The sequence below is a fragment of the Marinobacter sp. 1-3A genome, assembly GCF_016597775.1.
GTDB classification, from domain to species: Bacteria; Pseudomonadota; Gammaproteobacteria; order Pseudomonadales; family Oleiphilaceae; genus Marinobacter; species Marinobacter xiaoshiensis.
In genome coordinates this window covers 331,168-343,909 of record NZ_VCGZ01000003.1, presented here as the reverse complement: position 1 = coordinate 343,909, position 12,742 = coordinate 331,168, and the positions used below count along the sequence as shown (strand labels likewise).

The window sequence follows — 12,742 nt, the reverse complement described above, 5'->3', positions numbered from 1 at the left end:
GGTGAAAAGCGAGGTCGGGATGCTTTAGGCTGTGAAACCAGTCGATTAACCAAACCAAATTGTTAACGGAGATGTTTATGAAGCTCGCAAAACTGTTCGGTACTGCTCTTGTGGCATTGAGCCTTTCTGCACCAGTACTGGCTCAGCAAGCAGGTGGGCAGCCGGATCAGGTTGACCAGTTGGCCCAGATGGTAGGGCTGTCCGAGGATCAGCAAAAAGAAATTCGTGGCATTCTTGAAAAAATGCAGGGCGAGATCGGTTCCTTGCGCGAAGAGGCTCGTGCCCTGCAAGAGCAGATGCAGGCTGAGATCAAGGCAGATTACAATGAAGCTGCTATCCGCGAGCAGGGAGAAAGCTTGGGCGACGTGACCGGTGAGATCGCTACGCTTTCAGCACTCATGCAGGCCAAGGTGGATAGAGTGTTCACTCAAGAGCAGCGTGATGAGCTTGACAAGAAAATGCAGGAAATGCGTCAGCAAATGCAGCAGCGCCAGATGATGCAGCAGGGTCAGTAATACAAGCCTTGCTGCCTTCTTGTCTTTCCCGATAGGTAAGGCAAGAAGGCCGTGTGCATTGCTTGCGTAGTGCTTTCTTTCGGTTAATGCGTTATTCGACGTGTTTGACAGGAATCTGCAGTGCATTTGAGGCTGCAGGCACCTCCGGGACTGCAAGCCCCAGATTGTTTTTGTCGAACACCCTGTCGGCCCGGTAGCTGGAGCGCACCATGGGGCCTGAGGGTACTTCCATAAACCCTTTCTCCAGGCCTATGTCTCGGTACTGATTAAACTCTTCCGGAGTCACATAGCGCTCTACGGGCAGATGGTTTGGCGTTGGGCGCAGGTACTGGCCCAGAGTCAGGATATCTACGCCAATCTCACGCAGGTCGTCCATGGTGGCCAGGATTTCTTCGTGGGTCTCGCCCAAGCCGAGCATCAGGCTGGTTTTGGTGAGCACGTCTGGCCGGTATTGCTTGGCATGGGCCAGCACACTGAGCGTCTTCTCATAGCCTGCACGAGGGTCGCGCACCCGGCGTGTCAGCCGTTCTACGGTTTCTACGTTCTGCGCAAACACCTCAAGGCCGGAGTCCAGTACCTTCTCTACATCAGTCATTACCGCATCGAAGTCCGGCGTTAACGCCTCTACAGCGACTTCCGGTGTGCGTTTTTTGATGGCCGAAACACAGGCAGCGTAGTGGGCAGCACCTCCATCATCCAGGTCGTCTCGGTCTACAGAGGTCAGTACAATGTAACGCAGGCCCATGAGCTCAACAGACTTGGCAGTGTTTTCCGGCTCGTCTTTGTCCAGCCAGCCGTTGGGGTTGCCGGTGTCTACAGCACAGAAGCGACAGGCGCGAGTGCACACAGACCCCATCACCATGATAGTTGCCGTGCCGGCGGTCCAGCATTCGCCTATGTTGGGGCAGTGGGACTCCTGGCATACAGTGCTAAGCCGGTTTTCAGTGACGTTTTTTCGCACAGCTTCAAAACGTTCCCCTCCAGGCATTTTGGCTCTCAGCCAGCTGGGCTTGCGCTCAACTGACATGGGCTCCTGGTTTGCCGAGCGCTTCTGGCCATCTTTGATAGCCGAAAAGCCATGCTCATTACGGAATTTGGAACCACTGGTGACGCGGGGCTTAGCGCTTTCGCTCATTGCAACCGAACTCTTGGTTAAGGCTTGGGTATCCTTAGAGAATAATCCGCTGGCAGGGCAGTTACAAGGCAGGTAAGGGCAATCACGGGGTGTAAAGAGGGCATACCGGGCACGACTTTCGTCGTACCCGGTTGGAGGCATTTGGTTGAATCTGATTAAGCCTGGGCTTTTTCCAGTGCCTGGGTAACATCCGCGAGAATGTCATCAATGTGCTCAATGCCGATAGATAAGCGCACCAAGTCTTCGCTTACACCCGCATTTTTGAGCTCTTCGGCGTTTAGCTGGCGGTGAGTAGTGGTGGCCGGGTGGCAAGCCAGTGACTTGGCATCACCAATGTTCACCAGACGGTAGATCAGATCCAACGCATCAATAAACTTTGCACCTGCTTCACGCCCACCTTTGATGCCGAAGCTCACAATGCCGGACGCTTTGCCGCCACAGATCTTGTCGCAGGTGGCTTTATAGGGGCTGTTTTCCAGCGCAGCGTAGTTTACCCATTCAACAGCAGGGTGATTTTGCAAGAAGTTGGCAACCTTCTCAGCGTTCTCGCAGTGGCGCTCCATGCGTAGGCCCAGCGTTTCCAAGCCCTGCATGATCAGGAAGGAGTTAAATGGGGAAAGTGCAGAGCCGGTGTTGCGCAGTGGCACAACGCGGCAGCGGCCGATAAACGCAGCAGCACCCAAGGCTTCGGTGTAAACCACACCGTGATAGGAGGGGTCTGGTTCGTTCATCATCGGGAACTTGGCACCGTTGGCCTTCCAGTCAAACTTGCCAGAATCCACAATAATGCCGGCTACGGTTGTGCCGTGACCACCGATGTACTTGGTGAGGGAGTGCACAACGATATCTGCGCCATGCTCGAAAGGGCGGCAGATATAGGGCGTTGCTACGGTATTATCTACAATCAGAGGAATGCCGTGTTTGTGAGCGATTTCGGCCCAGCGTGCAATATCTACCACGTTGCCAGCAGGGTTGCCGATGGACTCGCAGAACAGTGCGCGGGTCTGGTCATCAATGGCTTTTTCAACTGCATCAAAGTCGTCGTGGGCAACCATACGGCATTCAATGCCCTGGTTCGGCAGTGAGTGTGCAAACAGGTTGTAGGTGCCGCCATACAGCTGGCTGGTGCTTACTATGTTGTTGCCAACCCGGCAGATGGTTTGCAGGGCGTAGGTGATGGCAGACATGCCAGAGGCAACTGCAAGAGAGCCTACGCCGCCTTCAAGAGCAGTCATGCGCTCTTCAAGTACCGAGTTGGTCGGGTTCATGATTCGGGTGTATATATTGCCGGCAACCTTCAGGTTGAACAGATCTGCACCATGCTGGGTGTCGTCGAACGTGTAGGACGTAGTCTGGTAGATCGGTGTGGTTGCGGCTTTTGTGGTCGGATCGCCTTTGAATCCGGCGTGAAGGGCAATCGTCTCGAATTTCATAGTAACTTCCTTGCGAATGGATGGTTGGCGTTGTTGGTTTAGGGCGTCAGTATGCCATATAGATTTGGCGGGGTTTATAACGGTATGCAATCGTGGCATGCCTGAACATAATATGCAGGCCCGACAGGGCGATAAACCATTGAGAGTGAAGGGTATGGCTGATGAATAGTTGGGTTCTGCTGGGGGTGGCTATAGTGGCGGAGGTTGTGGCCACCTCTGCGCTTAGAGCGAGTGAGGGGTTTTCCCGGCTGGCGCCGTCTTTAATCGTTGTTTTCGGCTACGGGTTGGCGTTTTATCTGCTTTCGCTGGCTTTGCGCACGATTCCGGTCGGTATCGCCTACGCGATTTGGGCGGGGCTTGGCATCGTGCTTATTGCGGCTGTGGGCTGGATAGTGTTCGGAGAAAAGCTGGATGCCTGGGGACTGGTTGGTATGGGGCTGATTATCTCTGGTGTGTTTGTGTTGAATGTTCTGTCCCGGACAGGAGTTCACTGACCGGGAGGCGTCTCTGCATCCGTATCGGGGAAAATGGTGTCGTAGCACCAGGTAAAAACGAAGGCATACACCAGATAAAACAGTGCAAAAGAGACGTCAACAAGAAGCGCTTCCAGCAGGCCTATACCCATCCACCAGGCGATAATTGGCAGGAAAGCGATCAACAGGCCTGATTCAAAACAAACCGCATGAATGAGGCGATGCTTCAGGGATTTATGTGTTGAGCCAGTAAACCGCTTGAGTGCGTGGTCAAAGCCCAGGTTAAAGATGTAGTTCCATATGGTGGCAAGCGTTGCCCCGATAAGGCCGAGCACGCCGGTTTTTTCAAGGGAGTAACCGAAGGCAAAGGCTGCGAGGGGAACGGAAATGAGCAGCCCGATGACTTCAAAAGAAACAGCTTGCCGGATTCTGTCGCCAGTGGTTCTCATGATGAATCTCCACAGAAGCTGGGTGCTTATATTGCCCGGAAATAAAAAAAGGCCGCGACGTTAATCGCGGCCTTTTTCGAATACTGGTAGCAAGGGGCGGAGTTGAACCGCCGACCCCAGCATTATGAGTGCTGTGCTCTAACCAACTGAGCTACCTTGCCATCACTTCACCAATGGAAGCGGCGCGTATGTTATGTATGCAGAGGCGAAGTGTCAAGAGCTAACAGGCAAATCCCGATCAATAACTGCTTTTTTGTGGGAGGGGATTGGGTTTTAGGCATTGTAAAACAATGGCCTGAGGGTTTTATGTGTGCAAAACCACATCTGAATATTATCTGTGGGCCGGGATTCAGGTGAATATGCAAAATAACGTGTATTATTAGGTGATTGTCGGACGACCTCATCTCAGAAGTGGAACCTAACTATGCAACCAAAAGAACTAGTGGCGCAGTTTATTGCTTATATCCAGGCTCAGCGTTTTGATGAGGCTAAGAGCTTGCTGGCTCCCGAGGGGTTTGAATATGTGGGGCCAAACATGCGATTCCTTAATCGTGATGACATGCTTTCCTACCAGTTCGGAATGGCTGCCATCCAGAAGGACTTGATTGTTCGCCAACTCAGTGCTGACGGTGAACACGTGTTTGCAATCCTGGACTACCAAACTCATTTCCAACCGATTGGCGATGTACGGCTTGCGGTCTGGTTCCGTGTTGAAGGTGACAAAATCCACACGGTTGAAGCTTTCTATAATGCGGCCGTGGTTGAGAATATGCTGGGCGGTAACCTGCCTTCAGCAAACCCTTTATAAGGGATTGTCGTGAAGTCGAAGACTTACCGGTTGGATCGCTATATTAGCCGGAATAGCGAGTTCTCGATTTCGGATACCCGCCTGTTGGTTGCCCAAAAGCGAATAATTCTGGATGGTTGTTTGGCCAGTTCAGTGCAGCAGCGAGTGACTGAGTTCACCCACGTTGTACTGGATGGCCAATGCCTGAACGACAGCAAACCCGTTTACCTGATGCTGAATAAGCCCAGAGGGGTTGTCAGCGCGACGAAAGACCTTGAGCACTCGACTGTTCTGGACCTTATTGAACACCCTCGGAAGAGTGAGTTGCACATTGTTGGGCGTCTCGACCTTAATACGACGGGGTTGGTGCTGTTGACCAACGATGGGGCATGGTCGCGAAAGATAAGTTTGCCTGAAACGAAACTGGAAAAGACCTATGAGGTGACGCTTTCCAAGCCACTCAGTGAAGAATATGTGGCTGCGTTTCGGGAAGGTATTTACTTCGCTTATGAAGGCATCACAACGCGACCTGCAAGTTTGAAAATACTGTCAGAGCACACGGCCAGGCTTACGCTGGTTGAAGGCAAGTACCACCAGGTTAAGCGGATGTTTGGTCATTTTCGGAATCAGGTATTGGCGCTTCACCGGGTTTCTGTGGGGAGTATCACCCTCGAAGGTGAAGGGGAACAGCTTGCTGAGGGGAGTAGCAGGCCGTTAACGGAAGAAGAGTTGAGCCGTTTGGGTGTCAGGGCTGCCAAACACCAGTTTGACAGCCCGGCCAGGATTAAACGTTAAAGCGGAAGTGAATGACGTCGCCGTCCTGAACAATGTATTCCTTGCCCTCCAGGCGCCATTTTCCGGCTTCTTTTGCCCCGGCTTCGCCGTTGTATTTCACGAAATCTTCATAGCCGATGATTTCGGCGCGGATAAAGCCTCGCTCAAAGTCTGTATGAATCACTGCAGCGGCTTGTGGGGCCGTAGCGCCGATTCTAACGGTCCAGGCCCGTACTTCCTTCACACCTGCCGTAAAGTAGGTCTGCAGGCCTAACAGGCTGTAGCCGGCACGGATAACTCGGTCAAGACCTGGCTCTTCCATTCCCATCTCACCCAGGAACATACTCTTTTCGTCATCTTCCAGTTCTGAGATTTCTGCTTCAATTTTATTGCAGATCGGCACTACAACGGCGTTTTCTTCTGCCGCGATTGCACGCACTGTATCGAGGTACGGGTTGTTCTCGAAGCCGTCTTCGCTCACGTTGGCGATATACATGGTTGGCTTGATTGTGAGAAGACACAGTTCGCGGATCAGCAGGAGTTCGTCTTTGTTCAGCCCCATGCCGCGCACTGGCTTGCCTTCGTTCAACACAGGCAGAAGGCGTTCAAAGATTTCAATCTGAGCCTTGGCCTCTTTGTCGCCGCCTTTAGCAATGCGCTGAACACGCTTGATGGCTTTTTCAACGGTGTCCATGTCGGCCAGGGCAAGCTCGGTATTGATGATCTCGATGTCAGCCGCCGGATCGATTTTGTTGGCGACGTGAATGACGTTGGGGTCGTCAAAGCAACGTACTACGTGTGCAATGGCTTCGGTCTGGCGTATGTTGGCAAGGAACTGGTTGCCCAGGCCTTCACCTTTGGAGGCGCCCTCAACCAGGCCGGCTATGTCCACAAACTCCATGGTTGTGGGTACGGTGCGCTGGGGCTTAACGATCTCCGCCAATTTGTCGAGCCGGGGGTCGGGCATGGCGACGACGCCAGCGTTAGGCTCAATGGTGCAAAACGGGAAGTTTTCCGCGCCAATGCCTGCTTTGGTCAGTGCGTTGAACAGGGTGGATTTGCCGACGTTAGGTAGGCCGACGATGCCGCAGTTAAAACCCATGGAATGCCTCTGCTGGTACTGGAAAGTTTGGCCGGATTATACCGGTGTACGCCAAAGGGTGCGAGTGAGGGAAATCAGGGCTGGTAGATTAGCCTGAAGTGGTCTCTGGCAGACTCAGGCGGTAGTTGGTTTGAAGCTGTGTAAGCGGTTCATGGCGGCTGCGAGGTTGCCAGAAACTGCATCGGGTAACACCCGCATGGTTTCATTGAACACCTCGTTCAGGTCTTCCGTTTCACGCTTGCCTAAACGGCCAAGAACGTAACCGGTAACCTTGCGGCTATCGCCAGGGTGGCCGATTCCAATTCGCAGTCTTTGAAATTCGTTGGTGCCCAGATGGGCTATAGTGTCTCTCAAACCGTTGTGGCCACCGTGTCCTCCGCCTTTTTTAAGCTTGGCGGTGCCGGGAGGGAGATCCAGCTCGTCGTGAGCAATCAGTATCTGACCGGGAGAGATTTTGAAAAAGTCTGCGAGTGCTTTTACAGAAAGGCCGCTGCGATTCATGAAAGTAGCGGGATTCAGCAGGTGGAGCTCAAGGCCTTGCCACTGAATGCGGGCATAGTGCCCGTGGTATTTCTTTTCGGGGCGGAGCGACTGACCCGCTTCGCGGGCCAGTGCTTCAACGAAGAGGGCGCCGGCATTATGGCGGGTATTCTCGTAGTCCGGACCGGGGTTACCCAGCCCAACCACCAAGACAATATCCTGTGCCATCTGCCAACGCCTCCGGAGTAATTACTCCTTATCTTCGCCTTCTTCGCCTTCTGCTGCTTCGTCTTCGGCATCGTCAGACTTGACGCCTTTCGGCTTGCTGACAGACACAACAGCCTGGTCGTGCTCTGCGCCGTGCTGCAGCGCCGGGATACGAACGCCTTCTGGCAGTTTCAGGTCGCTCATGTGAATAACCTGGTCCATCTCGACATCGGTCATATCGATGGCGATGAATTCAGGCAGGTTTTGCGGCAGACAAGCTACCTCAACTTCGGTCATCAGACGGAAGGCAACGCCACCAAAGGTCTTGATCGCAGGAGCTGTATCTTCGTTCAACAGGTGCAGAGGAACGTGAACAAAAATCTCCTGGTCTTTCTCAACGCGCTGGAAATCGGCGTGAGAGAGCAGCAGCTTGTACGGGTGCCGCTGAAGGTCTTTGATGATGACGCTTTCTTTCTTGCCATTCAGTTCAATGGTCAGAATGTGAGAGAAGAAGGCTTCGTTTTCCAGAGCTTTTTTCAGCTCGTTGTGCCAGATGGAAATCGGAGTAGCTTCTTTGCCAGCACCGTAAATGATGGCTGGGATTTTACGCTCTTCGCGACGCAGGCGGCGGCTCGCACCTTTCCCCTTGTCGTCACGAGGAAATGCTTCAATAACAAAGTCCTGAGACATGGTTTTTACCTCAATCGTCATCTGAACTGCCCGCGACCAGGCGTTTGGACAGATGATATTTTCGAAAAGCCGGGTTTTCCGGCTGACTAAAAGAGTCGGGAGCCTTGTGGGGCTCCCGACTCGGTATCTTGATGAAGGCTGTCGGTAACTTGCGTTATATCAGCGTGTTACCGCAAGCAATCTACTCAGGCGTTCTCAAACAGCGCGCTGATCGACTCTTCGTTGCTTACGCGACGAATGGATTCTGCGAGCAGTCCGGCCATGCTGAGGGGGCGGATTTTAGCACAGTTCTTCGCTTTGTCACCCAGCGGGATAGTGTCGCATACAACAACTTCGTCAATTACTGACGCGTTGATGTTTTCGATTGCGGGGCCAGAGAGAACAGGATGGGTAATATAAGCCACCACACGGGTTGCACCGCGCTCTTTCAATGCGTTTGCAGCTTTGCACAGGGTGCCTGCGGTATCGACAATGTCGTCCACAAGGATGCAGGTCTTGTCTGCAACATCACCGATAATGTGCATTACCTGAGAAACGTTGGCCTTGGGGCGACGCTTGTCAATAATGGCCAGGTCGGCATCATCCAGTAGCTTGGCAATAGCCCGGGCACGCACAACGCCACCTACGTCTGGTGATACTACAACAAAATTCTCGAACCGTTGCTTTTCGATGTCATCGAGCAGAACGGGTGTGGCGTAGATGTTATCTACCGGCACATCGAAGAAGCCCTGAATCTGGTCAGCGTGCAGGTCTACCGTCAATACGCGATCGACGCCGATGCTGGAGATCATGTCTGCAACAACTTTGGCGCTGATGGCAACGCGGCTGGAACGTACCCGGCGATCCTGGCGAGCATACCCGTAATAAGGAATAACTGCCGTGATGCGTGATGCAGAGGCGCGGCGCAGGGCGTCGGCCATCATGATCAGTTCCATCAGGTTGTCATTGGTTGGGTAGCACGTGGGCTGGATAATGAATACGTCGTGACCACGAACGTTTTCGTTGATCTCGACGGTAGTTTCGCCATCGCTGAAGCAGCCTACAGTGGCTTCTCCCATCGGAATGTGGAGTTTTTTAGCGATAGCGTGAGAAAGCTCGGGGTTGGCATTGCCAGTGAAAATCATCAATTTGGACACGACGGCATCCTTCTCGTTTTCGGAGGTTGAGTCAGAAGAAGCGGGAGAAAGGTGGCTGGGGTGGCAGGATTCGAACCTGCGCATGACGGGATCAAAACCCGTTGCCTTACCACTTGGCGACACCCCAGTATCGTGCTTTTTCGGCATCATTCTAGCTCTGTCAGCTTTTGGTGGAGTGGTGATATGTTCACCCCTTTAGCTACGAACCCGGTGATGCCGGAAGGTTTGCTTTCCCAGATGATCCGGGCTGCGGATTCTGTAGGGAAACGTCCAAATATGCAAGCCCCGGTTCCGGTTAATCTTGCAGGTCCGAATTTTGTGAGCCAGTCCATGCTCTGCTTGACTTCAGGATATAGTTTTTTAACCACATCTTCACAGTCATTTCGGTACCTCGAGGCGTCTCCCTCAAAAGCGGGCGCTATTGTCATCTTCGGGGTGTTCCTTGTCAACCCTTGTTCTGAAAATATCTTTCCGGTGTTGATGTCGCAGGCCGGCTTCAGAACCAAAAACCAGTCTTCTGGCGGGAAAACAGGAGTTAGCTTTTCTCCGACGCCTTCGCCGAAAGCGGCATGGCCGCGAACGAAAACGGGCACGTCTGCGCCGAGGGCAAGACCGATTTCCGCAAGCTCATCGAGGTCCAGTTGCAGTTCCCAGAGACGGTTTAACCCCAACAGAGTGGTAGCTGCGTTAGAACTCCCTCCGCCGAGGCCCCCGCCCATGGGCAGACGTTTGTTAATGCTGATGCTAACGCCTGGTAGCTCGCCTGGCGCCTTTGTTGCAAGGGCGCGGGCAGCCCTTATGATCAGGTTGTCTTCGTCCGGAACGCCGGGGATCGGATTCTCAAGGCGGATTCCTGGCTGCCCAGATGTCAGGCGGAGGGTAATGTCGTCGCCGTAGTCGAGGAATTGAAACAGTGTTTCAAGCTCGTGATAGCCATCCTCGCGCCGGCCGACAATGTGCAGAAAGAGGTTCAGTTTGGCTGGGGATGGAAGGGTGATTGATCTGGTCACGGGTTCAGGTCCTGCCAGTCGCTGACAACAAGCCGCACGCGTTTGCTGTCTTTGAGTGCTGTGATTCTGGCGGGTAGGGCGGGTGTGTCGTCTTGCAGTTCGTGCCAGCGATCGTAGCGTATTTCCCAGCCGTCCTGGCGAATTATGGCCAACTCACCACGGGCATCGAACAGTAGGCGGAAATCACCTGCTGGCGCTGGCAGGCCGCGTATCCACCAAGCCAGGCTTTCAAGTGGCAGTTGCCACCCCGTGGCTGCCTCCAGTAGCGAATCCGGATCTCCGGAGCGGTAGGTTTCTCCGTTGGAGAGGGTGAGCTCGATAAAACCCGGAACGCCCTTAAGCTGTGTGCTGCCCATTCCCAGGAACGAGGACGACAGGGCCAGGTCGTATGCCTCGCCTTCCTGGATCCAGTGGTTAATGATAGCTGTGCCACTGTCTGTTGGCTGGCGCACTGCCAGTTTGCCTGATAGTTGCCAGTGATCAAACTGCACCAGTTTCGCTGAGCGGTCTTGCCAGTCGGGTGGAGGCTGGTCTGTCATCCCCTCCGGTAGTGGCTCCAGCTGGATGGTGCTACAGGCGCTTAGGCCCGCCATAAACAGTATGGCTACCCATGAGCGAAATGCCTGACGCATTACTGCTCACCAGTGTTGGTCAGCCGATCGATGGTTTCCCTCAGCACATCGTGCTGCATGTCCTGCTCAAGCGCTTCTTTCCATATTATTTGTGCCTGCTCTTCAGCACCACTCATCCACAATGCTTCGCCGTAGTGGGCAGCAACTTCCGGGTCAGGAAATGCTTCCCAGGCGCGGGATAGATATTCGAGTGCGGGCTCAATCTGGCCTTCCTGAAACAGAACCCAGCCCATGCTGTCGAGAATGGCCGGGTTTTCCGGGTCCAGTTCCAGGGCTTGTTCAATATAGCCACGGGCTTCGCTGAGGCGGTCAGTGCGGGTGGCCAGAATGTAGCCAAGCGCATTAAGCGCGACTGCGTTTTCGGGATCGTTTTCAATAATCAGCTTGAGATCACCTTCTGCCTTTTCGGGCTGGCTCAGGGCATCGAAAAGCATGGCTCGGGCGTAGCGAATCTGGAGGTTTTCCGGGTAGTCTTCAAGTGCGCTGGTGGCGGCCTCTATCGCTTCTTCTTGAAGTTTTTGGTCAAGCAGCAGGTTGACCTCAAGTAGCCAGAAATTTTCAGCTTGTGCCGGGTTGGCGCTGCGCATGGAACGGATGTCTTCCAGTGCTTCGTTTAGCCTGCCCTCCGCGGTTAACAGGGCACTGGCGCGCGCAATGGCTGGGAAGTAGTAGTTGCCTTCATCCACGCTTTGGTAATAGCCGATAGCCTGTTCCGTATTCCCTGCTTCGTCCTCTATTCTGCCCAGATAGTAGTTGGCTTCGCTGGTGTGGTGCCCCTGATCGGCTAGCAGGTTCAACTCTTCTTGCGCCAGCTCCAGTTGACCGTTCTCCAGTGCGACAAGTGCGTGCGACAAGCGCAGGCCAGGGTTGTCCGGATAGCGTGTTACCAGGCGGTTGAACTCGTCCTGGGCGGCTTGCAGCTCCCCTTCACTGATCAGCATGCGCCCATACAAGGTGCCCATTTGACGGCTGGCCGGGAAGCGGCGAGTGTTAACCATAAGGTGTTCAAGCGCTTCTGTTTCTCTGTCGCTCTGGTACAGAAGGTCGCCCTTGAGGATGATGGCCGGTAGAAAGTTGGGTTCTTCCTTTAGCAGGGGTTCGAGGCGACTAAGGGCTGCCTGCGGGTTGCCGACAATTTTCAGCAGCAGGGCGATGCTGTACTCCAGCTCAGGCGTGCCGGGATGACGGTTTGCCAGTTCATTGTAGAGAGCAATCAGCTCTTGCTGTTGCTCCGGTGGCAGGTTACCAGCCATGGCTGCAAGGCTGTCGAAGTCTGCATCTTCGCCCTGGTTCAGGATTTGTTCCATGTAACCCAGTGCGGATTCGAGCTCATTCCGTTTAACCGCCTGAATGGCAGAGACTCGAAGTGCTTGCAGATTGTTTGGGTCTATCTCGAGCCAGAGTTCTGCGAGCTGCTTCTGCGCGTTGTCGCCATTGAGCGACTGCGCAATGCGCATGGCACGCTCAATCACATTGGTGTCTCTGGACTGTTTGGCTGCCCGGAGGTAGTTGACCAAAGTAACGTCGTACCGACCCCGCTGCGCTGCGATTTCAGCTGAAAGCAGTAAATACAGTGTTTCCGGCTCAAAGTCTGCGTACTCTAGAGGCGGCTCGCTACTGGCCTTTCTGGAATCTTCCTGCGTGGGAGTCTTTTCATCAGCAACGGATGAGTGGCCGGAACCGGTTATGCTGGCGCAACCTGCCAGTGAGAGGCCAAGCAGGCAGGTAACCAAAAGCGGTGCGGATTTGTACATGCAACTTCCTGTGAGTTATTGACTACGCGCCCTGAATAGCCCGGAACACTCTCTTTTTTGAGCTGAGTCGGGACCGGTGTGCGCCGATTCCCTATAATGGCATAAGCTCCTGTTCTTGCCCAACCTGTCCGCACTTCCCGAAGCGTTAGTGGTTATGGGTGGCAG

At 53.9% G+C, this 12,742-nt stretch carries 14 protein-coding genes and 2 tRNA genes; 4 read left to right on the top strand and 12 right to left on the bottom strand.

Going from position 1 to position 12,742, the window contains the following annotated elements:
• Positions 1 to 77 precede the first annotated feature (77 nt).
• A complete protein-coding gene (locus FE848_RS06725) occupies positions 78 to 515 on the top strand; it encodes a Spy/CpxP family protein refolding chaperone (protein ID WP_200202016.1) in 438 nt (145 codons plus the stop codon).
• Positions 516 to 606: 91 nt separating this feature from the next.
• Here FE848_RS06725 and lipA read toward each other — a convergent pair whose 3' ends face one another.
• Both lipA and FE848_RS06715 read right to left on the bottom strand, forming a co-directional pair.
• Positions 607 to 1,650, bottom strand: coding sequence for a lipoyl synthase (gene lipA, locus FE848_RS06720; RefSeq protein ID WP_200202015.1), 1,044 nt, complete (start codon positions 1,648 to 1,650; stop codon positions 607 to 609).
• Positions 1,651 to 1,805: 155 nt separating this feature from the next.
• The gene (locus FE848_RS06715; protein WP_200202014.1) at positions 1,806 to 3,083 is read right to left on the bottom strand and encodes an O-acetylhomoserine aminocarboxypropyltransferase/cysteine synthase family protein; all 1,278 of its coding nucleotides are present in this window, start codon (positions 3,081 to 3,083) and stop codon (positions 1,806 to 1,808) included.
• A 161-nt stretch (positions 3,084 to 3,244) separates the two neighbouring features.
• On the opposite strand from FE848_RS06715, the gene FE848_RS06710 reads away from it, so the two are divergent.
• Positions 3,245 to 3,577 carry a DMT family transporter gene (locus FE848_RS06710; protein WP_200202013.1) on the top strand — a complete coding sequence of 111 codons (333 nt, stop codon included), beginning with the start codon at positions 3,245 to 3,247 and terminating at the stop codon, positions 3,575 to 3,577.
• On the opposite strand, the gene FE848_RS06705 is transcribed toward FE848_RS06710, so the two are convergent.
• Positions 3,571 to 4,005: a PACE efflux transporter gene (locus tag FE848_RS06705; protein ID WP_200202012.1), complete on the bottom strand. Its 435-nt coding sequence runs from the start codon at positions 4,003 to 4,005 to the stop codon at positions 3,571 to 3,573. The genes FE848_RS06710 and FE848_RS06705 overlap by 7 nt on opposite strands.
• 84 nt (positions 4,006 to 4,089) lie before the next feature.
• Positions 4,090 to 4,166 (bottom strand) — tRNA-Met (locus FE848_RS06700).
• Positions 4,167 to 4,429: 263 nt separating this feature from the next.
• On the opposite strand from FE848_RS06700, the gene FE848_RS06695 reads away from it, so the two are divergent.
• Both FE848_RS06695 and FE848_RS06690 read left to right on the top strand, forming a co-directional pair.
• Positions 4,430 to 4,813: a nuclear transport factor 2 family protein gene (locus tag FE848_RS06695; RefSeq protein ID WP_200202011.1), complete on the top strand. Its 384-nt coding sequence runs from the start codon at positions 4,430 to 4,432 to the stop codon at positions 4,811 to 4,813.
• Between the two features lie 9 nt (positions 4,814 to 4,822).
• Positions 4,823 to 5,587 carry a pseudouridine synthase gene (locus tag FE848_RS06690; RefSeq protein WP_200202010.1) on the top strand — a complete coding sequence of 255 codons (765 nt, stop codon included), beginning with the start codon at positions 4,823 to 4,825 and terminating at the stop codon, positions 5,585 to 5,587.
• On the opposite strand, the gene ychF is transcribed toward FE848_RS06690, so the two are convergent.
• From ychF to FE848_RS06650, 8 genes are all read right to left on the bottom strand, one after another.
• Entirely contained in the window at positions 5,577 to 6,668 is a 1,092-nt protein-coding gene (gene ychF / locus FE848_RS06685; protein ID WP_200202009.1) for a redox-regulated ATPase YchF, read from the bottom strand. The two genes, FE848_RS06690 and ychF, sit on opposite strands and share 11 nt — an antisense overlap.
• 114 nt (positions 6,669 to 6,782) lie before the next feature.
• A complete protein-coding gene (pth, locus tag FE848_RS06680; protein WP_200202008.1) occupies positions 6,783 to 7,376 on the bottom strand; it encodes an aminoacyl-tRNA hydrolase in 594 nt (197 codons plus the stop codon).
• Between the two features lie 21 nt (positions 7,377 to 7,397).
• The gene (locus FE848_RS06675) at positions 7,398 to 8,045 is read right to left on the bottom strand and encodes a 50S ribosomal protein L25/general stress protein Ctc (protein ID WP_200202117.1); all 648 of its coding nucleotides are present in this window, start codon (positions 8,043 to 8,045) and stop codon (positions 7,398 to 7,400) included.
• A 185-nt stretch (positions 8,046 to 8,230) separates the two neighbouring features.
• On the bottom strand, positions 8,231 to 9,181 hold the full coding sequence (locus tag FE848_RS06670; RefSeq protein ID WP_200202007.1) for a ribose-phosphate pyrophosphokinase: 951 nt from the start codon (positions 9,179 to 9,181) through the stop codon (positions 8,231 to 8,233).
• 52 nt (positions 9,182 to 9,233) lie between these two features.
• A tRNA-Gln gene (locus tag FE848_RS06665) sits at positions 9,234 to 9,308 on the bottom strand.
• 19 nt (positions 9,309 to 9,327) lie between these two features.
• Positions 9,328 to 10,191 (bottom strand): 4-(cytidine 5'-diphospho)-2-C-methyl-D-erythritol kinase, encoded by an 864-nt coding sequence (ispE, locus tag FE848_RS06660; protein ID WP_200202006.1) that lies wholly within the window; start codon positions 10,189 to 10,191, stop codon positions 9,328 to 9,330.
• Positions 10,188 to 10,823, bottom strand: a complete 636-nt coding sequence (gene lolB, locus FE848_RS06655) for a lipoprotein insertase outer membrane protein LolB (protein WP_200202005.1) — start codon at positions 10,821 to 10,823, stop codon at positions 10,188 to 10,190. Before lolB ends, ispE begins: the two co-directional genes overlap by 4 nt.
• Positions 10,823 to 12,577 (bottom strand): tetratricopeptide repeat protein, encoded by a 1,755-nt coding sequence (locus FE848_RS06650; protein WP_200202004.1) that lies wholly within the window; start codon positions 12,575 to 12,577, stop codon positions 10,823 to 10,825. Before FE848_RS06650 ends, lolB begins: the two co-directional genes overlap by 1 nt.
• Between the last annotated feature and the right edge of the window lie 165 nt (positions 12,578 to 12,742).